Here is a 20,241-nt window from a genome sequence, read left to right on the forward strand (position 1 = left end):
ATAGCACAAATCAAGCCAGTAAAAAACCGAAAGACACAAGCCTTTCGGTACTTCTTTATTCCTGCCAGTAAGCTGGACGATTTTTTTCGTATGCGGCAATCAGGTCCTCATATTGGAGGGTGATGCCGATGTCATCCAAGCCATTGAGGAGCTTGTGCTTCCAGTCACCATCGATGTCAAAATCAAAGGTCCCAACTGGGCTGATAATCTGCTGCTTGAACAAGTCAACCGTGACCTCATCTGTCGGAGCCAGCTGGGCCAGCTTTTGGCGCACTTCTAGTGGTTGGACGATGGGCAGCATGCCGTTGTTGAGTTCGTTGTTGTAGTGAATGTCCCCAAAGGAACCTGCGATGACCACCTTAAAACCATAGTCCGCTAGGGCCCAGGCGGCATGTTCTCGGGAAGAACCTGCCCCGAAATTATCTCCGGTGATTAAGATGGTGGCCTTTCGGTACTCCTCCTTATTGAAGATAAAGTCAGGATTTTCTGTGTAGAGATGGTCTGAGTAACGCCAGGCATACATGAGGTACTTGCCAAAGCCTTTTTTATCGATGAGTTTGAGGAACTGCTTGGGCAAAATCTGGTCTGTATCGATATTGTCATTCATAAGAGGAACAGTTGTTCCAGTATAGACTGTAAATTTTTCCATGCCCCTCACATCCCTTCTACCAATTCTCTCACATCCACAAAGCGACCATGAATGGCCGCAGCTGCTGCCATGGCTGGACTGCAAAGGTGGGTTTTGGCCCCGAAGCCTTGTCGGTCCTCAAAGTTCCGATTGCTGGTGGAGGCGCAGTGGACACCCTCTGGTACCTTATCAGGGTTCATCCCCAGGCACATGGAACATCCTGGATCCCGCCATTCAAAGCCGGCCTCCATGAAGATCTTGTCCAGACCAAGGCTTTCCGCCGCCCGCTTGACCGGTCGTGAACCAGGCACCACAATAGCGGTCAGATTTGGGGCAATCTTCTTACCTTTTACAAAGCTGGCGGCCAGTTTCAAATCGCTGAGTCTGGCATTGGTACAAGAGCCGATGAAAATATAGCCCAGCTCAATATCTGCTGGTGTTTGCCCAGGCTGCAAATCCATATAAGCATAGGCCCGCTCATCATTCATGTCCTTGATGGCTGGAAAGGCTTGGTCAAAAGACACGCCCATCGAAGGGTTGGTTCCCCAAGTCACCATGGGTGCCAAATCCGACACATCCAGCGTAATCACCTTGTCATAGGAGGCATCCGCATCCGAGACCAAAGTCTTCCAATCCGCTACTGCCGCCTCAAAATCCTTTGGCACACAGGCCTTATCTTTCAGATAATCAAAGGTGGTCTGATCAGGGTTCATGATGCCGATTTTAGAGCCAAATTCGATGGACATATTGCAGATGGTCATGCGTTCTTCCATACTGAGGGCATCCACTGCCTCTCCCACAAATTCGGCCGCATAACCAACTCCCAAAGCCACCCCGTGCTGGGCGATGAGGGCTAAAATATAATCTTTGGCATAGACGCCCTTGGGCGGACTGCCAAGAAAGCGAATCAAGAGTTTCTTGGGCTTGACCTGCCAGATGGTCTGGGTGGCAAAAACGTGCTCCACCTCAGAGGTGCCAATACCAAAAGCTAGGGCACCGAAGGCTCCGTGGGTGGCCGTATGGCTATCACCACAGACGATGAATTTCCCAGGCTGGGTCCGGCCTGTTTCTGGGCCAATCATGTGAACAATGCCCTGTTTTTCTGACCCATGGGCGGCATGGTCAATGCCAAACTCAATGACATTTTCAGCCAATTTGTCCATCTGAGCCTTGGAAATGGCATCCCGGATGTCAAAAATATCCACCGTCGGAACATTGTGGTCAAAGGTTCCATAGGTCAAATCGGGCCTGCGAACCTTGCGACCATTTTCCTTGAGACCTTGAAAGGCCTGGGGACTGGTCACCTCATGGATATAATGCTGGTCCACATACATGAGTTGGGGCTGGCCTAGTGTACCTGTCACGACATGGCGGTCCCAAAGTTTATCAAAAATCGATTGTCCTGCCATTTAGTACCTCCAAATCATGTAAAAGCAGCCCAAGACCAAGCCGATTCCCAGCAGCCAGGTCAGTTTGAAATACCACTTGCGAGTCTTGTGGTGGAAAAAGTAGCCTGCAAATCCTGCTCCTAAACCACCCAAAGCCAGGGCCATACCCAGTAAGACTTTTTCAGGAATCCGGTACTGCCCCTTCTGGGCCTTACCCTTGTCCAAACCATAGACCAAAAAGACAAAAAGGTTCCAGAGTAACAGGGCAAAGCTCAATATTTGCTGTCTTGTCATAAGTTCTTGATGATGGCTTCCGTCATTTCTTGCGTCGAAGCCCTTCCTCCTAAATCTGCTGTTAATACCCCTTCTTTAAAGGCCGCATCCACTGCCTGCTCAATGCGTTCAGCCCCCTCCTCTCGACCGAAGGATTCTCTCAGCATCATGGCCACAGAGAGAATCATGCTGACAGGATTAGCAATGCCTTGACCTGCAATATCAGGGGCCGAACCATGGATAGGTTCATAAAGACTAGGACCATTTGCTGAGTGGGAAGCCGATGGCATAACCCCAAGGGTGCCCGGCAAGACACTGGCCTCATCCGATAAAATATCCCCAAAGAGGTTTTCTGTCACAAGGACATCAAAATGGGATGGCTTGGTAATCATGAGCATGGCTGCACTGTCTACCAGCTGGTGCTCCAAGGTCACATCTGGATAATCCTTGGCCACCTGTTCCGCTACCTGGCGCCACAGTTTAGAGGTTGCCAAAACATTTTGCTTGTCAATGCTGGTCACCAGTTTACGGCGGCGACTGGCAATCTCAAAGGCCTGACGGACAATGCGTTCGATTTCCTCTGCAGAATAATCATTGATATCCCGCGCCTTATCTTCTTCTAAAATATGGTCGCCAAAGTAGATGCCCCCTGTCAATTCCCGCACCATGACAAAATCCACGCCAGCAATCCGTTCCGCCTTAAGGGGGGAAAGATGGGCCAGAGTTTCAAAAATCTTGACCGGACGGATATTGGCATAGAGCTCCAGCTCCTTGCGGATGGCTAGGAGACCCTGCTCTGGCCGAACAGGGGCCAGATCATACTGGGGACCACCGATGGCGGCTAGCAGGATGGCATCCGCCTCCTTGGCTGCTGCCAGGGTATCTGCTGGCAGAGGATGGCCTACGGCATCAATCCCTGCACCACCAAAAGGCTTCTCCTCAACCTGGTAATCAAAACCAATCTTTTCTGCTGTTGCAGCTAAGACCTGCAAGCCTGCTGCCATGATTTCTGGCCCGATGCCGTCACCAGCCAGGGCTACAATTTTTTTGGTCATTTTACAACACTTTCTAACTTAGTCTTTTTCAGACAGCCTTGCCAATTGGCCTTCATTTTCCTTTTGCACCATAATATTGGCGTTGATGTAGGCAATGGCAGCCGCTTTGAGAACATCGAAATCAATACCCGTCGCATTGAAGATGGTGTCTGTATCCACATTTTCAACGGTTACATTTACAGCAGCCTGGGCATCAATTCCTTCTGTCACCGCATCAATGTTGAAGGTGTCCAGACGGACTGTTTGATTGAAGAACTTATCAATCGCATTGAAGATTGCCTCGACAGAACCCTGACCATTGGCCAGCAAGTCAACCGTTTCAGCTTCCTGATTGATCATGGTGACAGTGGCTGTGATGGTTTCATCCGCATTTGAGGTCAGCTTGAGGTTGCTGAAGTGGAAGCCTTCCACATTTTCAACTGTTGTACCTGCGACAAGGGCGCGAATATCCGCATCAGTGATGTCATGTTTCTTATCTGCCAGATTCTTAAACTTGACAAAGAGGGTTTTGATTTCCGCTTCTTCAAAATCAAGCTGCAATTCCTTGAGCTTTTCGATAAAGGCATGACGGCCAGAAAGCTTGCCAAGTGGCAGGGAATTGGACTTGACACCGACCAACTCTGGTGTAATGATTTCGTAGGTAAGAGGGTTTTTAAGGACACCGTCCTGGTGGATCCCAGACTCATGGGAGAAGGCATTGCCCCCCACCACAGCCTTGTTTTTAGGAATAGGAAGACCAGAAAAACGAGAAACCATTTCAGAAGTATTGATGGTTTCCTTGAGGACGATGGGGATTTGGATCTGGTAGTAATCCTCACGAATATTGAGGGCTACGGCCACTTCTTCCAGGGCTGCATTCCCTGCCCGCTCACCGATTCCATTGATGGTGCCCTCAACTCGGCCTGCCCCATTTTTGATAGCAGAAAGGGTATTGGCCACGGCCATGCCCAAGTCATTGTGGCAGTGGGGACTGTAGCGAATATCGCGGTCCGTTTTGACATTTTCAATCAAATACTTGAAGATAGAGCCATACTCTTCTGGTGTTGTAAAACCGACGGTATCTGGGATGTTGATGTAGCTGGCTCCTGCGTCGACAGCTGTTTGCACCACTTCCAAAAGGAAATCCAACTCCGTCCGAGTCGCATCTTCTGGTGAAAATTCGACCACATCAAACTTGGTCCGAGCATAGGAAACATGCTCCTTGATGGCCGCCAAAATTTCTTCCTTGGTCTTGTTGAGCTTGAACTCCCGGTGGATAGGGCTGGTCGCAATAAAGACATGGCACTGAGGGAATTTGGCATCCTTCAGAGCTTCATAGCAGGCATCGATATCTGACTTGACAGAGCGAGCCAAGCCCGTCACTGCCGTCTTTGTCATCACTTTGGCAATAGCCTGAACCGCCGCAAAAGAATCAGGACTGGCCGCCGGAAAGCCAGCCTCGATGGCAGAGACTCCCCATTTTTCTAACTGCTTGGCAATGGCAATCTTTTCCTTGATGGAAAAATTGACACCCGGTGTCTGCTCACCGTCCCGAAGACTGGTATCTAAAAATTCAACTGTTCGCATAATCTTCCCTCGCTTCTTAAAAAAATAAAAACATCCCACTTTACAAGCGGGATGTTTTCATTCCCGCTTGGTAAGCCAAACAGGACTAATGCTGGTATGCACTAGTCCTCTCGTCGCAACAATAGATTTTGGCTGCTATAACGACTCATTTGGCTGACTCCTTGAGATAGAATAGCTATATTTTACTGTATTTCGCAAGGTATGTCAAGAATTTTCTTTATTGTTGTAATTATCTGATAATTTATCCAAAAACAAAAGACCAACTACTGTTAGCCTTTGTGTTTCTTTAAGGTGGTTTTGAGCCACTTGAGTTGACCTTTATTTCTAGCGATGGCTCTTTCCAGGACTAAGTAGTGACCATAATTATTGGCAATGTAGGTTTCATCGAAGAGGGTTTCCTTGCGGTTGAGCAGATGCTGGAGGTGCTTTTCTAAAAGGACTATCTGTCCCTCTAAATGTCCTACAATCCGCTCATCATCCATCTTGCTGATAAAGAACATTTTCAAGGAGAAGATATCTTTTTGTTGGGGGGTCTCTTCGTTGGGAACTGTCAGCCACTCATCCAATAAGGATTGACCTTGTTCTGTCATGCTGTAATGCTTTTCTTTATCATTGTCAGGAACTGCATGAACCTCTAGTAGGCCTTCTTGCACCATACGCTTGAGTTCAGGATAAACTTGACTGTGGGCCACCTGCCAAAACTCACCAATTTCCCGATAAACATAATCTGTAATCTGCTTGCCGGATATCCGACTTCCGCTAGCCGAAATGACACCGAGAATGATATGAGGTAAAATTCTTTGTTTAGACATCTTAGTTTCTTTCCCGTAAAATACTTTCTACCTTGGTATTGATGAGGTCAATAGCAACAATATTGGATACCCCTTCTGGAATGACGATATCCGCATACCGCTTGCTAGGCTCGATAAATTGATGGTACATGGGTTTGACAACCGAAGTATATTGTTCAATAACGCTCTCCAAACTCCGGCCACGCTCTACCATATCGCGTTTAATCCGACGAATAATCCGAATATCATCATCCGTATCCACAAAGAGTTTGATATCCATCAAATCCCTCAGGCGCTTGTCTTCCAAAACCAAAATCCCTTCGACGATAAAGACATCCTGCGGCTCCTGATGATAAGTCTTATCACTGCGAGTATGCTGGGTGTAGTCATAAATAGGGATATCCACCGCACGACCAGCCAAGAGCTCACTCAAATGATAAATCATCAGGTCGGTATCAAAGGCCAACGGGTGGTCATAGTTGGTCCGCACGCGCTCTTCAAAGGTCAGATGAGATTGATTTTTGTAATAAGAATCATGCTCAATCATGGAAATACGGGCATCTGGGAAATTATCTAAGATGGCGCGAGATACACTTGTTTTTCCGCTTCCTGAGCCACCTGTTACACCAATTATAATCGGTTTATTAGTCATTATTTTCTCCTATTTTTTACTGCACCTATATTACCACAAAACATGGTATAATAAAAGATGAAATGTCCAAAAAACAGGGAAAAATCAGATAATTTCCTGTTTGAGAGACTAGAAAGAAGCAAACATGTACCAAGAATTTCCAAAAAGCTGGCGGGACCAGCTCCAAACACTAGGCTTTTCAGAAGCCACTCCCATTCAAAAAGAAGCATATAAACCTATTTTTGCAGGAAAAAATCTGCTAGGGATCAGTCCTACAGGTACTGGAAAAACTCTGGCCTATCTCTGGCCCAGCCTGCTAAAGTTGACTCCCAAAAAATCGCAGCAACTTCTCATCCTTTCTCCCAACACCGAACTAGCGGGTCAAATCTTTGAGGTTTGTAAAAGCTGGGCTGAACCATTAGGTCTGACTGCTCAGCTCTTTCTATCTGGCTCCAGTCAGAAACGGCAGATTGAACGTTTAAAAAAAGGCCCAGAAATCCTGATTGGGACGCCGGGCCGCATCTATGAATTGATCAAGCTCAAAAAAATTAAGATGATGACTGTCGAAACCATCGTTCTGGACGAATTTGATGAGCTTTTTAGCGACTCCCAGTTTCACTTTGTAGATAAGATTCTCCATCATGTGGCAAGAGACCACCAGCTCATTTACATGAGTGCTACAGCCAAATTTGACCGCAAAAAAATTGCTGAAGATGTTCTAACCATTGATTTGACCAAGCAAGCCTTGGACAATATCCAGCACAGCTATATCCTAGTAGACAAGCGGGACCGAATAGAATTACTGAGAAAATTTGCCAATATCTCTGATTTTCGAGCCCTAACTTTCTTTAATAGTTTATCAGATTTGGGAGCTAGTGAAGACAAGCTGACCTACCGTCAGGCCAATGTCGTTTCCCTAGCCTCAGATGTCAATGTCAAGTTCCGAAAGATCATCATCGAGCGATTCAAAAACAAGGAAATCGCCCTGCTTTTGGCCACCGACTTGGTTGCTCGGGGTATTGATATTGACAATTTGGAATGTGTCCTCAACTTTGACCTCCCACGTAATCAGGAAGCCTACACTCACCGCGCTGGACGAACAGGTCGCATGGGTAAAGAAGGTCTAGTTATCACCCTGATTTCCAATCCAAATGACCTCAAAGTCCTGAAAAAATATGCACCCGTTTCTGAACTAGTGCTGAAAAACCAACAATTGTATAAAGTCTAAAACGACCCCTGAAGGTCGTTTTTTCTTATTATTGAGCTGGCCGTCTTGAGTCACGATCATAATAAATGAGCTTTGGATCAAGATTTGGACCAAGCAAGTTTGGAAGGGTATCTAGTGAATATCCCTGTGCTTGCAGATGTTGCAGCACAGAATCCATCGAATCCACAGTTGATTGGTGAATATCGTGCATCAAGATGATACTTCCTGGACGGGTATTGGCCTTTACAACCTCTAAAATAGCTTTAGGGTCTCGACTTTTCCAATCCAAGCTATCAACAGACCAATACATTGCTGGCAGATTCATTGCATCCATAACCATCTGATTCACAGAACCATATGGCGGGCGAATCATAATGGGTCTGCGCCCCGTAATCTTCTCAAGAGCAGATTGCGTCTGCTCAACCTCTTGTTTGATTTGTTCTGGTGAGAGTGTTTTAAAATTAGGATGACTCCAGGAGTGATTGGCTACCTCATGACCCTCTGCCACCATGCGTTTAACAATCTCTTCATTTCCAGGGATATTTTGCCCTAGGATGAAAAAGGTTGCCTTGGCATTGTATTTTTTCAAGATGTCTAGGAGCATAGGAGTTGTCTTTGGATTGGGACCATCGTCAAATGTTAGAGCAACCATCCGCTCTGTGGCCTGACGCTGTTTTTCAGCCTGATAAGCTTCATAGGCTTGGCGGTCCGTATCGGTCAGATATTGCCCATTCACCATATCAAAGAAGCTGCTGATATTTACTGTCACTTGGGAAAGACCGACTGCTTGCTCTGATAAGTGGAGAATCACTTGACTGGCTTCGTAACTAAATTCTGCCTGTTGTAAATCCATCTGTTCAAAGGCAGTAAGGTAGGTTCCAACTTGCTCTGGAGCAACTTGCTTGGCCTCTAAATCAGTTTTGATACGTTCGGTAAATAAGGATTTTCCCTTTCCAAAATCAGCCAATAAATCGCTTAGACTAAAGCGTTGATTAGCCGCTGTTAGTAAAATTGACCGAGATTTTTTCTTTCCCAAAGATTGAAACTTAAAACCAGAAACCTTGTAAGTCTGAGAGGAAATTTCCGTACGCCTCACACCTGGAATATTGGTCGACATATCCGAAGTGGACACAAAAACCAACTCATCGATTTCTCCTGTTGGTTTGTTGCTTCCTAATGAATCCTTGATTTGTTGACGCATCAATATTTCAACTGGAACAATGCGGTTGCCTTCTGAATCTTTAGGAAAGCAAACGGTTAAATGACGGTGTCCGATATTGCCATTCTCAACTTCGTACTGGCCATGAACCAGTAAATGACTCTCTTTTTCTTTGATAAACCGAGTAATTTGCCGATTTTGCAGGACCTTATACAAATAAAAACTGGATACACAAAGAAGGGTAACCAGCAGTAAGTTTACAATAATTAGTACAATCTTTTTCACTTTTCAAAACTCTCTCTTCCCTATCTCAAACTATACTAATATATTGGCTTTGTCCTGTCAATGGATAGGGCACTAATTTTTGAAAAAAATTGCGATTTTCTTCACAAAGAAAAAAACTTGGACCAAACCGAGCCCAAGTTCAAATCATTACAAAAAATTAATCAGCCCGAATGACTTCAACCCGATAACCATCTGGATCCGTTACGAAATAATAGCGGCCTGGACTGCCAGGCAAGCCCTTGATATCTGTTGTTGGGTAACCAAGCGCCTTGTGCTTGGCATTGTCAGCCTCAAGGTCATCTGAAGAGAGGGCCAGGTGAGAGAAACCATCTCCCACGATGTAGGGACCATGATCATAGTTATAGGTCAACTCGATTTCAAAGTCATCGCCTGGAAGAGCCAAATAAACAAGGGTAAATTGATGGTCTGGATAGTCCTTGCGGCGGGTCTCCTTGAAACCAAAACCTTCCTCATAGAACTTCTGCGATGCTTCCAAATTTTCAACCCGCAAGCAGGCATGCAACATTTTTAAACTAGCCATAAGAAACTCCTTTTATTTTGATAACTTTAGTATATCACAAGCTAGAAAAAAGGAACTGAAATCAGATTTCAGTCCTCTTCTTCTTATTCACCACCAAGGTAGTACTCAGCAGTTACATTCAATTTTTCGTCAAATTCGAAAACAAGCGGTGGGAAGTTTGGAATTTCCACATCCATGATTTCATCATCTGACAAGCCTTTGATGTGTTTTACAAGGGCACGGATAGAGTTACCGTGTGCACCCACGAAAACATTTTTGCCGTCAACCAAATCTGGACCGATCTTATCTTCCCAGAAAGGAAGGGCACGTTCCAAGGTTACTTTCAAGTTTTCTGCATCTGGGATAACAGAGTCATCAAGATGAGCATAACGACGGTCTGTGTGAGCAGAGTATGGATCATCTTTAGACATGTTTGGAGGCAGGGTATCGTATGAACGACGCCAGATGTGAACTTGCTCATCACCAAATTCTGCAGCTGCTTCTGCCTTGTTTTTACCAGTCAAGCCACCATAGTGACGCTCGTTCAAACGCCATGACTTTTCAACTGGAACCCAGAGTTGGTCTGAATGTTCCAAAGCCAAGTTTGTAGTCTTGATAGCGCGTGTCAATACAGAAGTGTAGGCCTTGTCAAATTCAATACCAGCTTCTTTGATTAATTTACCAGCATCGATGGCTTGTTGAGTGCCTTTTTCTGACAAATCTACATCAGCCCAACCAGTGAAAAGGTTAGCCTTGTTCCATTCGGACTCACCGTGGCGAGCAAAAACCAATTTTACCATTGTAAAACTCCTCTATTTAATTTACTTACGGTTTCTATTTTACCCAAAAACCTAAAAAAAAGCTAGTCTTTCTATGTCCTGTTTGCGTTTTCATCTCCTTTGGAAGAAAATCAGCCCCCAGACCGAGACTATTTTGTCAATTTTATCCTTAAAAATGGTATAATGGTAAGGTTGAAATACATGATATTGTCAGAAAGATGAACTAGCATCCATGAAAAAAGTTGCGATTGTTGCTGCCTACCGGTCTGCTATTGGCAGTTTTGGCGGCAGTCTAAAAGATATAAAACTGGCAGATTTGGGAGCGCAAGTCCTTACTTATGCCTTAGAAAAATCAACTATTTCTCCTAATCTAGTAGAGGAAGTTATCATTGGCAATGTACTTGGTGCAGGTCAGGGACAGAATGTTGCCCGGCAGATTGCACTGGGTGCCGGCATTCCCGAAACCACTTCTGCCTTTGTCGTCAACAAGGTTTGTGGATCTGGCCTAAAGGCCGTCCAACTGGCGGCCCAGTCTATCTTGGCCGGTGATCAGGATGTAGTGGTGGCTGGTGGCATCGAAATCATGAGCCAGGCCCCTTACCTATCCAAAGACAGTCGTTTCGGTAAAAAATTAGGCGGCATTTCTCTTGAGGACAGCCTCTTAACAGATGGCCTGACTGATGCCTTTAGCGGAGAACACATGGGCATCACAGCTGAAAATGTAGCTGAAAAATACCAGCTGACCCGCCAGGAACAGGATGCATTTGCCTTGGCCAGCCAAGAAAAAGCCCTCAAGGCTATCGCAGACGGCCGCTTTTCTGATGAAATTGTGCCGCTGACAGTGAAGGTGGGGCGCAAGGAAGTCCTCTTTGACCAAGATGAGTACCCTAGAGAAACCAGCTTGGAGAAATTAGCAAACCTGAGGCCTTCCTTCAAAAAAGATGGTACTGTGACGGCTGGAAACGCTTCTGGCATCAACGACGGCTGCGCCATCTTGGTTCTCATGTCCCAAGATAAGGCAGTCGAGCTTGGAATTCCAGTATTAGCCTATATCGAAGCCTCTGCCAGCAGTGGCCTAGACCCCAATTATATGGGATTGGGTCCGATTGAGGCCAGCAAAAAAGCCCTGGCAAAAATCCAGAAAACCACCGCAGACATTGACCTTTTTGAAATCAACGAGGCCTTCGCAGCCCAGTCTATTCCCGTTCTGACAGAACTGGGCATTGACCCTGAAAAAGCCAATGTCAATGGCGGTGCCATTGCTCTTGGTCACCCCATCGGTGCCAGCGGTGCCCGCATTCTGGTGACTTTGATTCATGAATTAGGAAAAAGAAATGGCCATCTGGGCCTCTGTTCCCTCTGTATCGGAGGCGGACAAGGCATCAGCATGATTGTTTCCAATGCAAAATAACACAATAAGGAATAAAGATGAAAATCGGTATTGATAAAATCGGCTTTGCGGCCCCAGGTTATGTCTTAGATTTGGCAGATTTGGCCCTGGCCCGACAGGTTGACCCCAATAAATACAAACTCGGCTTGCTTCAAAGCCAGATGGCTGTTGCCCCTATTACTCAAGACATCGTAACTCTGGGTGCCCAGGCTGCCCAAGCCATCCTTACGAATGAGGACAAGGCTCAAATTGACATGATTATTGTTGGTACAGAGTCCAGCATTGACCAGAGTAAGGCCGCTGCAGTCTTTATTCATGGGCTTCTGGGCATCAACCCCTTTGCCCGCTCCATCGAAATCAAGGAAGCCTGCTACGGGGCCACAGCTGGTCTGGTATTAGCCAAGAGCCACATCGCCCAGTCTCCAAACTCCAAGGTCTTGGTCATCGCCAGCGATATCGCCAAGTATGGTATTGCCTCTGCAGGTGAGCCAACCCAGGGAGCAGGGGCTGTTGCCATGTTGGTGACAGCAGATCCAGCCATCATGGTCTTGCACGATGACAATGTCTGCCAAACCCGTGATATCATGGACTTCTGGCGACCAAACGAAGACAAATATCCCCGCGTTGATGGCAGATTTTCAACAGTGCAGTACACGGACTGCCTGACCACCACCTTTGCTGAGTACCAAAAACGGACGGGCAAGAAACTGGCAGACTTTGCTGCCATGTGCCTCCATATCCCCTTCTCCAAGCAAGGGCTCAAGGGCCTGCAGGCCATCGGCAAGGAGGATGAGGCAACCTTGGATCGGCTAACAGCCCGCTTCCACGAAGCCATTGTCTACAATAAGCTAGTCGGAAACATCTACACTGGCTCTATCTTCCTCTCCCTCCTCTCCCTCCTGGAAAATAGCCAAGCCCTCAAAGCTGGAGATGACATCCTCTTTTACAGCTATGGCAGCGGTGCGGTCTGCGAACTCTTTAGCGGTCGCCTGGTTGAGGGTTACCAAAACCAGCTAGACAACAATCGCTTGGAAAGTCTGAACCAGCGCACCCCATTGACCGTTGAGGATTACGAAGCCCTCTTCTTTGAAGAAATCCAAGTAGATGAGACAGGAAAGGCTATTAACATCCCTACAGATGAAGCTGATTTTGCCCTCATTGACATTCAAGATCACAAACGGATTTATCGCAAAAAATAAACTTAGCCAAATGGCTGTCAGTTGGCGCAAGCCAGCTGATTTTTTTAGCAGATTAGGAGGCCCTATGTCACGATTTTCAGGATTTTACAAAAAAACACGGCAGGAACGGATTGCCATTCTCCAGCAAGAACGCTCTTTCAGCCAAGAAAGTGCGGAGATTCTGATGCAAGATCAAAATCTACCAGAAGCAATCGCTGGCAAGATGACGGAAAACCACTTGGGGACCTTTTCGCTGCCCTTTTCAGTCGTTCCTGAGTTCCTTCTGGACGGTCAAGAATACAGCCTGCCCATGGTCACGGAAGAGCCGTCTGTCGTAGCTGCCTGCTCTTTTGGAGCCAAAATCATCGGCCGCTCAGGTGGCTTCCATTCAGAAATTCTGGAAAGGCTCATGATTGGCCAGGTAGCCCTCTATGATGTGCCTGACCCTCAGGAAGCCCTAGAAAAGATTCTGGCAGAAACGGAAAGTATCCTATCTTTGGCCAACCAGGCCCACCCGTCCATCGTCAAGCGGGGAGGGGGTGCCCGTCAAATCCAGGTCGACATCAAGGACCAGTTCCTCATTGTCTATCTGTCAGTTGATGTATTAGAAGCCATGGGTGCCAATATCCTCAACACCATGCTGGAAGGCATCAAGGATTATCTGGAGGAACTGAGTCAAGGGCAGGCCCTCATGGCCATTCTCTCCAACTATGCCAGTCAATCTCTGGTCACAGCTCGCTGTCGGATAGCCATCTCCAGTCTAGGAACCAGCGCAGCTTTGAACCAAGAAACCGCCAAAAAAATCGCCCTGGCCAGTCAACTGGCTCAGGTGGATACCTACCGTGCCGCCACCCATAACAAGGGAATCTTCAACGGCATCGATGCCTTGGTGGTCGCAACGGGCAATGACTGGCGGGCTGTCGAAGCTAGTGCCCATGCCTATGCTGCTCGGGATGGACAGTACCGAGGTCTGTCGACATGGACCCTTGAGGGGGATTATCTTCTGGGGCAGATGACCCTTCCTCTTCCGATTGCTACGGTCGGTGGCTCAATCGGCCTCAATCCTAAGGTTCAAGCAGTTTTTGATATTCTGGGCCATCCAGATGCCAGAACCCTTGCCAGTCTTATCGTGGCAACCGGCCTCTGTCAAAACTTTGCAGCCCTTCGCGCCCTTGTCACGACAGGCATTCAAGCCGGCCACATGAAACTCCAGGCCAAATCACTAGCCATCTTAGCCGGAGCAAATGAGGAAGAAGCCGATACCATCGCCCAGCAGCTGCGAAAGGAAAAGCATACCAACCTGGAAACAGCCAAGCAACTCTTGGCTCAATTAAGGGATAAAGAAAAAGAGGCCTAGGCCTCTTTTAGTTGTCTAACCGTAATTCCATTCTAGTTTTTTGGGCTACTAGCCCCTGCCTTTCGTAGAAGGTCTTGGCTCCACGGTTATCATCCCAAACATCTAAGGTCAGATTGTGGCAGCCTTCCTTCTTGGCCAAGTCCACAGCAAAGTCATAGAGCTTCTTCCCGATTTGCTGCCCACGCGCCTCCTGAGCGACACAGAGATCCTCAATGAAAAAGGTCTTGACGGGCTCTAATACTGGACTCTTGGCAACTGAAATCTGACAAAACATGTGGCCCACAACCTTTCCTTCCACCTCATAGACAAAAATAGGGGTTTCAGGATTGGATAGAATGTCCGCCAAATCTGAAGAAGAAAACTTCTGGCCGGTCGGTCGAAAAATATCTGGTCTGGCCTCATGATGGACCAATAAGATTTCCTGCAAAAGTTGATTGAGGGCAGGAATATCTGCCACTGTCGCTTGTCGAATCGCCATAAAAACCTCCAATTTTGTATTCTATCTTATCAGAAAAGCTTCTTTTTGTAAAATAGGTCTCAAGACGGATGTTTTATCTGAAAAATCCTTTATACTATAAGTGTATCCTAAAATTTTTCATAAATCTCCTGAAAAATCCAGCTCGCTTTGAGCTGGATTTTTCGTTTTTTTAATCCGAAATCGGTCCTTATCTCTTCCTTGCCAACATGGTTGCAAAGCGCAGGCGCAGGCGGTTGCCATGTTCGTCCAATTTGCGGAGTTCGCCAAAGTCTTCGTTGTACTTGATGAGCTCCCAGTCCTTGTAATATTCCTTGAGCTCCCCTTCTGCGAAGGTAAAGTTGAAATTCATGGGGCAGGGAGCATCTGCGGTATCCATGGCTGCCACAATCAGGTTGTAACCGCCAGGCTTGGTCCTCTCCTGCATGTTGTGGATTACAGCTGGTACTCGGTCTTTTTGCAAAAACATAAAGACGACCGTCGAGATGATCCAGTCATAGTCCTGACTCAGACTAGCTGAGTTGATATCGTAGGTCCCAACTTGCAGGTCCAAATCCTCGGCTTCCATGACCTGCTGCAGGATGTTCAGACTCTGGAGATTTTGGTCAACCGCAATCACATCAAAGTCTTTTCTGGCCAGGTAAAGGGCATTGCGGCCCTGGCCGCAGCCCAAATCCAAGACCTTGCAGGGCTGGGTGATAGTTTCTAGAGCCTCGATGACTTCCGAATGGGTCCTGGTATAGCCATATTTTTTGGTCAAGTAATCCTCTTCTGTGCAGAAAAATTCCAGGAAAAATTCCGTATCCTCTGTCAGCAGGGTCACCCGATGCCAGGCCTGGGGTTCGACCATGGGGATATCTGATTGGGCATCATAGACCGTCACAGATGTGATCTCATTATCATCCGAAATGGCTTCAAATTGCAGCTGGCCCTTGAGAACCTTGATTTTGGCCCAGGTTCCCACCTTGGTATTGTGCTTATGGGTGATTTCAGTCGGGACCGTTTCCCGATTCCAAACAGGCATGCGTTTGTAGGCGATTCGTTTCATCTCTTACTCCTAACGACTATTGATAGCCTTCATGGTCCGTTTGAGATCTCGATCTTGCTCGCGGCGCTTGATGGATTCTCGCTTGTCATAGTCGTGTTTTCCCTTGGCCAGGCCAATCAGGACCTTGGCAAAACCGTCCTTGATATAGACCTTGAGGGGGACCAGGGTCATCCCGGTGCCCTTGACTTCTCCCTCCAACTTGGCAATTTGCTTCTTGTGGAGGAGGAGCTTTCGGGTCCTGGTTGGGTCCTGGTTCCAGATATTGCCTTCCTCATAAGGGGCGATGTGGACATTGACCAGCCAGGCTTCTCCCTTTTTAATCTGGGCATACCCATCCTTGAGGTTGATTCTGGCGGCACGGACGGACTTGATTTCTGTCCCCGTCAGGACCAGGCCAGCCTCGATGGTATCGACAATGGTGTAATCATGACGTGCCTTTTTATTTTGCGCGACGACTTTTCCTTCGCCCTTGACCATGCTTTCCTCCTTTTTTCGCTACTTCCTTGTAAAATTTCTTTTTCTTGCTTGACTTGCCTGCCGAAGCTTTCTTGTCTTTTTTCTGGGTAAATCCAGCCTTCTTACTGTCAGCTGTCTTTCGATCCTTACGAAAGGCTGCTTTTTTCTCCCTTTTTGGGGCTTTTTCCAAAATATCTAAATCGGACGATACGTGGGCAAAGTCGATTTCTCCAGTCATTTTGTCGGCCCGTGTCAGCTGGACGCGAATGGGTTGACCCACCCGGAAGACCAGGCCAGACTTCTCCCCATGCAGACTGAGGGTCCGTTCATTGTAATGGAAAAATTCTGGCAGGTTGGTAATATGAATCAGACCTTCCACCGTATTGGGCAGTTCCACAAAGAGTCCAAATTTAACCACACTGGAGATGACGCCGTCGAACTCCTGACCAACAAATTCCTGCATAAACTCGGCTTTTTTCATGGCCTCGACCTCGCGCTCGGCCTCGATGGCTCTCCGCTCCAAGCTAGAAGTCTGCTTGGCAATCTCAGGAATAATCTGGTCAAAATGAGCGATTTTCTCATCGGTCAGCTGGCCATACTCCCGTACCATCCGATGGACTAGGAGGTCGGGATAGCGGCGGATGGGGCTGGTAAAGTGGGTATAGAAGTCCGCACCCAGCCCATAGTGGCCCTGATTGTGCTCAGAGTATCTGGCCTGCTGCATGGAGCGCAGGAGCATCATGCTGAGGACATCCGCATAGGGCTCATCCTTGATTCGCTCCATCAGATCCTGCAGGGCTTGCTGGCTGATAGAATTGGCCGTCCCATAAATGGCCAGACCAAAACTGCTGGCATAATCGATGAATTTCTGCAGTTTCTCAGCCTTGGGCTCCTCATGAATTCGGTAGATGAAGGGCAACTCCAGCTTGGCAAAGTGTTCGGCCACACATTCATTGGCCGCCAGCATGAAGGACTCAATCATCCGCTCTGCAATACCCCGATGGCGCAGGACAATATCAACAGGCAGGCCTTCCTTATTGACCAAGATTTTGGCTTCACTGGTGTCAAAATTGAGGGCGCCACGGCGAATCCGCATGGCTTCCAGAGTATGATGGAGCTTAGCCATGAGCTCAAGGCTGGGCATAATTGACTTATAGGCTGTCATCTTTTCTGCATCACCAGCCAGCATGTCATTGACATCTGAATAGGTCATGCGATAAGTGGTCTTGATGACCGTCTGCCCAATCCAAGACTGGACGACACGCCCTTTTTGATCAATCTCCATAATGGCGGACTGGGTCAGGCGGTCCACTTGGGGATTCAGAGAACAGATGCCGTTGGAGAGGCGCTCTGGCAACATTGGGACCACTCGGTCGGTCACATAGACGGAAGTGCCTCGGCTGAGGGCTTCCTGATCCAGGGCTGACCCTTCAGTCACATAGTAGGAAACATCTGCGATATGGACACCCAGTTCCAGGTTGCCATTTTTCAGTTGCTTGATATGGACAGCGTCATCCAGGTCCTTGGCATCAGCCCCATCGATGGTGAAGGTGATTTCTTGGCGCAGGTCCAGCCGGCCTGCCATATCAGCCTCAGATGGGGCATCTGGCACTTGATTAGCCTCTGCCAGGACAGCCTCTGGAAACTCAGAGACAATGTCCATGGACTCCAAGATTTCCAGCACATCCATGCCCACATCGTCCTTGTGCCCCACTACTTCCCTCAGGCTGGCCACGAAATAATCATGCTTTTTGCTGGGGTACTTTTCAATATCCACCTTGATAATCTCAGTGCCATCCAGAACCAGAGGAGATTTTTTAACATAAATCCGTTGGCTGATTTTCTGGTTTTTGGACTTGATGTAACCAGCGTACTTAGGTTTTTCCTCATCCAAAATCAGGAGGCCGACAGCCGATGTCAGGGCATGCTCCAAAATGTCGATGACCTTGGCTTCTGCTGCTGTTCCTTTCATGCGGTCGGCCACCTTCTTGATGATAACCTCGACCTTGTCACCCTCGATGGCATGGTTGACATCGTTTCGGCCGACAAAGAGATCATCCTCTTCCTCATCCACGGTTACAAAACCGAAGCCATTTTTATGGGCCCTAAAAATCCCCGTTACAGTAGGGGCTTTTTTTTCTTTTTTTGGAGGCAGGCCGACCCTGCCATCCCTTGTAAAGACCAGCTCCCGTCTGCTTTCCATCTTGGAAATCAACTTAATCAGTTCTGTAAAGTTTTTGGCCTTGAGAACCCCTAGCTGATCTGCCAGCTGGTCCACGGGTAGGGGACCGCTGCTTTCTAATAATGCTTTAATGTCGTTTTTCATTTTTTCCTTTACTATAAAAAAGAGCCAAGAACAAGTCCCAGCCCACTGTTTTAACTACTTGAAATGACAACCAAGGCTAGTGCGATGACGAGCCAAATGAAGACCAGAATTGCAGTCAACCGTTGCATCACAGCCTCGAATCCACGCGCCTTGGTCCGCTCGAACAGGGCTCCTGAGCCTGCCGCATCAAAGACGTTGCTGGATTGGTTTTTTGCTGGTTGCATGAAGATGACAGCAACAATAATAACAGATAAAACTAAAAGAGTGGTTAATAGAACTTGATACATTTTTCTTTCACTTTCTTTGATAACTCATAACAGTATACCACAAATCTTATTTTGTTTCAATATGAAGGGTTACTTTTCTTTCCTTTGGGCAATATTTCAGGACCTCAATCTTATGAGGATGGGTCTTGCTGTTCTTGCTGGTTAGGTAATTTTTGCTGCCACATTGGGAACATTGCAAATTGATTTTAACTCTCACACGATTTCCTTAACTTTCACATAATTTCTAAAAATGATGAGCGACCAGATCAGATTGATCAAGACCAGGCCAGCCGTCATATAAAAGACCCAGGGGTAGCCGAGATAGGCAGCCACGCTAGAACCAAAGATTGGCCCCAAGACACTTCCCATATAGGTAAAGGTCTGGTTGTAAGCAAAAATCCGAGCCAGGCCCTCCTTGGGCGCCATCTTGGTCAAGAGAGAGTTGACCGATGGCAATAAGGCCCCTGTTCCAAAGCCGTAGAGGAAGCGAATCAGGCCCAACTGGAGAGGGTTCTGGGCATGGGCCGATAACCAGTACATGATAAAACTGTAAAATAGGGCCGCCAAGAGGAGCCGGTGATTCCCAATCCGGTCGCCGATTTTCCCAAGAAAACCAGAGCTCAGGATAGAGGAAATGCCCATGGCCGAGGTGATGAGACCAGCTACAAACATCAGGTTGTTGACCTGCCCTAGGTGGCGAATATAGAGGGTCATAATGGGGATGACAGACTGGGCTGCCATTTGGATGATCATGTTGGTCACAAAAAGTCCCAGCAAAATCTTTCTATCTGTGACCCGACTCAAGACTTCCTTCATAGGCATGGTCTGACCAGCCTTGAGTGGAGTAAAGTCTTCCTTGACAAAAAAGATAGTCAAGATAGTTAAGACCGACAGAAGGCCGCCAACGATGAGAAATACGGACCTCATCCCGAATGTGTCTGCCAACAGGCCGCCCAAGAGAGGCCCCATGAGATTACCAGCTACCAAACCAGTGGAAAGGGTTCCCAGTGCATAGCCAGCCCGATGGCGAGGGACTTGGCTGGCCATCAGGGCCGTTGAATTGGGAACATAGCCTGCAAATATCCCTGTCAGGAGTCTCAGCAGCAAGAGCCAAAAAACATTGGGGACAAAGGCCAGACCACCCATGGTAAAGAGCATGCAGGTCGAAGCCCGTACCATCATGGGTTTGTTGCCATAACGGTCAGCCAAGGAGCCCCAGATGGGCGACATGATAGTCGAGGCCAAGGCCGTCACAGATACTGCCAGACCGGCATATAATTCAATGTCATTTCCCCTTGCGCCCAGCTCTTCCACATAAAGAGACATAAAAGGCATGACCAGAGAAAAGCTGGCCCCAGTCAAAAAGTTACCCAACCAGGTAACTCGTAAGTTCTGCTTCCAATCTATTTCACTTGTGATACAATCATCTTCTTTCCAACTATCTGTCATTAGTATAACACAAA

Annotated in this window: 21 protein-coding genes; 4 read left to right on the forward strand and 17 right to left on the reverse strand. The window is 47.4% G+C overall.

Features of this window, described 5'->3' with window-relative positions; translation table 11 throughout:
* Window positions 1-55 precede the first annotated feature (55 nt).
* The 7 genes from leuD to udk form a co-directional block, all read right to left on the reverse strand.
* Window positions 56-649 carry a 3-isopropylmalate dehydratase small subunit gene (gene leuD, locus ACEYCN_RS08810; protein ID WP_373713913.1) on the reverse strand — a complete coding sequence of 198 codons (594 nt, stop codon included), beginning with the start codon at window positions 647-649 and terminating at the stop codon, window positions 56-58.
* Window positions 650-654: 5 nt separating this feature from the next.
* Complete coding sequence (leuC, locus tag ACEYCN_RS08815) at window positions 655-2,037, reverse strand: 3-isopropylmalate dehydratase large subunit (RefSeq protein ID WP_373713914.1); 1,383 nt, start codon at window positions 2,035-2,037, stop codon at window positions 655-657.
* Window positions 2,038-2,310 carry a DUF1294 domain-containing protein gene (locus ACEYCN_RS08820; RefSeq protein ID WP_373713915.1) on the reverse strand — a complete coding sequence of 91 codons (273 nt, stop codon included), beginning with the start codon at window positions 2,308-2,310 and terminating at the stop codon, window positions 2,038-2,040.
* Window positions 2,307-3,344: a 3-isopropylmalate dehydrogenase gene (gene leuB / locus ACEYCN_RS08825; protein WP_373713916.1), complete on the reverse strand. Its 1,038-nt coding sequence runs from the start codon at window positions 3,342-3,344 to the stop codon at window positions 2,307-2,309. Before leuB ends, ACEYCN_RS08820 begins: the two co-directional genes overlap by 4 nt.
* Before the next feature lie 18 nt (window positions 3,345-3,362).
* On the reverse strand, window positions 3,363-4,910 hold the full coding sequence (locus tag ACEYCN_RS08830; RefSeq protein ID WP_373713917.1) for a 2-isopropylmalate synthase: 1,548 nt from the start codon (window positions 4,908-4,910) through the stop codon (window positions 3,363-3,365).
* Between the two features lie 269 nt (window positions 4,911-5,179).
* On the reverse strand, window positions 5,180-5,722 hold the full coding sequence (locus ACEYCN_RS08835) for a PadR family transcriptional regulator (RefSeq protein ID WP_373713918.1): 543 nt from the start codon (window positions 5,720-5,722) through the stop codon (window positions 5,180-5,182).
* 1 nt (window position 5,723) lies between these two features.
* Window positions 5,724-6,353, reverse strand: a complete 630-nt coding sequence (gene udk / locus ACEYCN_RS08840; RefSeq protein ID WP_373713919.1) for a uridine kinase — start codon at window positions 6,351-6,353, stop codon at window positions 5,724-5,726.
* A gap of 124 nt (window positions 6,354-6,477) precedes the next feature.
* Between udk and ACEYCN_RS08845 the strand changes: the two genes are divergently transcribed.
* Window positions 6,478-7,560 carry a DEAD/DEAH box helicase gene (locus tag ACEYCN_RS08845; RefSeq protein WP_373713920.1) on the forward strand — a complete coding sequence of 361 codons (1,083 nt, stop codon included), beginning with the start codon at window positions 6,478-6,480 and terminating at the stop codon, window positions 7,558-7,560.
* Between the two features lie 28 nt (window positions 7,561-7,588).
* Here ACEYCN_RS08845 and ACEYCN_RS08850 read toward each other — a convergent pair whose 3' ends face one another.
* The 3 genes from ACEYCN_RS08850 to ACEYCN_RS08860 form a co-directional block, all read right to left on the reverse strand.
* The gene (locus tag ACEYCN_RS08850; RefSeq protein ID WP_373713921.1) at window positions 7,589-8,983 is read right to left on the reverse strand and encodes a polysaccharide deacetylase family protein; all 1,395 of its coding nucleotides are present in this window, start codon (window positions 8,981-8,983) and stop codon (window positions 7,589-7,591) included.
* A 157-nt stretch (window positions 8,984-9,140) separates the two neighbouring features.
* Window positions 9,141-9,524, reverse strand: coding sequence for a VOC family protein (locus tag ACEYCN_RS08855; RefSeq protein WP_373713922.1), 384 nt, complete (start codon window positions 9,522-9,524; stop codon window positions 9,141-9,143).
* A gap of 83 nt (window positions 9,525-9,607) precedes the next feature.
* The gene (locus tag ACEYCN_RS08860) at window positions 9,608-10,303 is read right to left on the reverse strand and encodes a phosphoglycerate mutase (protein WP_373713923.1); all 696 of its coding nucleotides are present in this window, start codon (window positions 10,301-10,303) and stop codon (window positions 9,608-9,610) included.
* Window positions 10,304-10,514: 211 nt separating this feature from the next.
* Between ACEYCN_RS08860 and ACEYCN_RS08865 the strand changes: the two genes are divergently transcribed.
* From ACEYCN_RS08865 to ACEYCN_RS08875, 3 genes are all read left to right on the forward strand, one after another.
* Entirely contained in the window at window positions 10,515-11,693 is a 1,179-nt protein-coding gene (locus tag ACEYCN_RS08865; protein WP_373713924.1) for an acetyl-CoA C-acetyltransferase, read from the forward strand.
* A 17-nt stretch (window positions 11,694-11,710) separates the two neighbouring features.
* Window positions 11,711-12,871: a hydroxymethylglutaryl-CoA synthase gene (locus ACEYCN_RS08870; protein ID WP_373713925.1), complete on the forward strand. Its 1,161-nt coding sequence runs from the start codon at window positions 11,711-11,713 to the stop codon at window positions 12,869-12,871.
* Window positions 12,872-12,935: 64 nt separating this feature from the next.
* Window positions 12,936-14,207, forward strand: a complete 1,272-nt coding sequence (locus ACEYCN_RS08875) for a hydroxymethylglutaryl-CoA reductase, degradative (protein WP_373713926.1) — start codon at window positions 12,936-12,938, stop codon at window positions 14,205-14,207.
* A gap of 7 nt (window positions 14,208-14,214) precedes the next feature.
* Here ACEYCN_RS08875 and ACEYCN_RS08880 read toward each other — a convergent pair whose 3' ends face one another.
* From ACEYCN_RS08880 to ACEYCN_RS08910, 7 genes are all read right to left on the reverse strand, one after another.
* Window positions 14,215-14,685, reverse strand: coding sequence for an N-acetyltransferase family protein (locus tag ACEYCN_RS08880; protein WP_373713927.1), 471 nt, complete (start codon window positions 14,683-14,685; stop codon window positions 14,215-14,217).
* Window positions 14,686-14,872: 187 nt separating this feature from the next.
* The gene (tehB, locus tag ACEYCN_RS08885) at window positions 14,873-15,730 is read right to left on the reverse strand and encodes an SAM-dependent methyltransferase TehB (protein WP_373713928.1); all 858 of its coding nucleotides are present in this window, start codon (window positions 15,728-15,730) and stop codon (window positions 14,873-14,875) included.
* Between the two features lie 9 nt (window positions 15,731-15,739).
* Complete coding sequence (smpB, locus tag ACEYCN_RS08890; RefSeq protein WP_373713929.1) at window positions 15,740-16,207, reverse strand: SsrA-binding protein SmpB; 468 nt, start codon at window positions 16,205-16,207, stop codon at window positions 15,740-15,742.
* Window positions 16,170-18,512, reverse strand: a complete 2,343-nt coding sequence (gene rnr, locus ACEYCN_RS08895; protein WP_373713930.1) for a ribonuclease R — start codon at window positions 18,510-18,512, stop codon at window positions 16,170-16,172. The genes smpB and rnr overlap by 38 nt, the downstream gene beginning before the upstream one ends.
* Window positions 18,513-18,562: 50 nt before the next feature.
* Window positions 18,563-18,799: a preprotein translocase subunit SecG gene (gene secG / locus ACEYCN_RS08900; protein ID WP_373713931.1), complete on the reverse strand. Its 237-nt coding sequence runs from the start codon at window positions 18,797-18,799 to the stop codon at window positions 18,563-18,565.
* Window positions 18,800-18,845: 46 nt separating this feature from the next.
* Window positions 18,846-18,995: a 50S ribosomal protein L33 gene (gene rpmG / locus ACEYCN_RS08905; protein ID WP_373713932.1), complete on the reverse strand. Its 150-nt coding sequence runs from the start codon at window positions 18,993-18,995 to the stop codon at window positions 18,846-18,848.
* The gene (locus tag ACEYCN_RS08910; protein WP_373713933.1) at window positions 18,992-20,227 is read right to left on the reverse strand and encodes a multidrug efflux MFS transporter; all 1,236 of its coding nucleotides are present in this window, start codon (window positions 20,225-20,227) and stop codon (window positions 18,992-18,994) included. Before ACEYCN_RS08910 ends, rpmG begins: the two co-directional genes overlap by 4 nt.
* Between the last annotated feature and the right edge of the window lie 14 nt (window positions 20,228-20,241).

The sequence above is a fragment of the Streptococcus sp. genome (assembly GCF_041802885.1).
GTDB lineage: Bacteria > Bacillota > Bacilli > Lactobacillales > Streptococcaceae > Streptococcus.

Excerpts from the sequence above, each read along its gene's own strand:
- leuD (WP_373713913.1), bottom strand. The coding sequence starts at position 649 with ATGGAAAAATTTACAGTCTATACTGGAACAACTGTTCCTCTTATGAAT.
- leuC (WP_373713914.1), bottom strand. The coding sequence starts at position 2,037 with ATGGCAGGACAATCGATTTTTGATAAACTTTGGGACCGCCATGTCGTG.
- ACEYCN_RS08820 (WP_373713915.1), bottom strand. The coding sequence starts at position 2,310 with ATGACAAGACAGCAAATATTGAGCTTTGCCCTGTTACTCTGGAACCTT.
- leuB (WP_373713916.1), bottom strand. The coding sequence starts at position 3,344 with ATGACCAAAAAAATTGTAGCCCTGGCTGGTGACGGCATCGGGCCAGAA.
- ACEYCN_RS08830 (WP_373713917.1), bottom strand. The coding sequence starts at position 4,910 with ATGCGAACAGTTGAATTTTTAGATACCAGTCTTCGGGACGGTGAGCAG.
- ACEYCN_RS08835 (WP_373713918.1), bottom strand. The coding sequence starts at position 5,722 with ATGTCTAAACAAAGAATTTTACCTCATATCATTCTCGGTGTCATTTCG.
- udk (WP_373713919.1), bottom strand. The coding sequence starts at position 6,353 with ATGACTAATAAACCGATTATAATTGGTGTAACAGGTGGCTCAGGAAGC.
- ACEYCN_RS08845 (WP_373713920.1), top strand. The coding sequence starts at position 6,478 with ATGTACCAAGAATTTCCAAAAAGCTGGCGGGACCAGCTCCAAACACTA.
- ACEYCN_RS08855 (WP_373713922.1), bottom strand. The coding sequence starts at position 9,524 with ATGGCTAGTTTAAAAATGTTGCATGCCTGCTTGCGGGTTGAAAATTTG.
- ACEYCN_RS08860 (WP_373713923.1), bottom strand. The coding sequence starts at position 10,303 with ATGGTAAAATTGGTTTTTGCTCGCCACGGTGAGTCCGAATGGAACAAG.
- ACEYCN_RS08865 (WP_373713924.1), top strand. The coding sequence starts at position 10,515 with ATGAAAAAAGTTGCGATTGTTGCTGCCTACCGGTCTGCTATTGGCAGT.
- ACEYCN_RS08870 (WP_373713925.1), top strand. The coding sequence starts at position 11,711 with ATGAAAATCGGTATTGATAAAATCGGCTTTGCGGCCCCAGGTTATGTC.
- ACEYCN_RS08875 (WP_373713926.1), top strand. The coding sequence starts at position 12,936 with ATGTCACGATTTTCAGGATTTTACAAAAAAACACGGCAGGAACGGATT.
- ACEYCN_RS08880 (WP_373713927.1), bottom strand. The coding sequence starts at position 14,685 with ATGGCGATTCGACAAGCGACAGTGGCAGATATTCCTGCCCTCAATCAA.
- tehB (WP_373713928.1), bottom strand. The coding sequence starts at position 15,730 with ATGAAACGAATCGCCTACAAACGCATGCCTGTTTGGAATCGGGAAACG.
- smpB (WP_373713929.1), bottom strand. The coding sequence starts at position 16,207 with ATGGTCAAGGGCGAAGGAAAAGTCGTCGCGCAAAATAAAAAGGCACGT.
- rnr (WP_373713930.1), bottom strand. The coding sequence starts at position 18,512 with ATGAAAAACGACATTAAAGCATTATTAGAAAGCAGCGGTCCCCTACCC.
- secG (WP_373713931.1), bottom strand. The coding sequence starts at position 18,799 with ATGTATCAAGTTCTATTAACCACTCTTTTAGTTTTATCTGTTATTATT.
- ACEYCN_RS08910 (WP_373713933.1), bottom strand. The coding sequence starts at position 20,227 with ATGACAGATAGTTGGAAAGAAGATGATTGTATCACAAGTGAAATAGAT.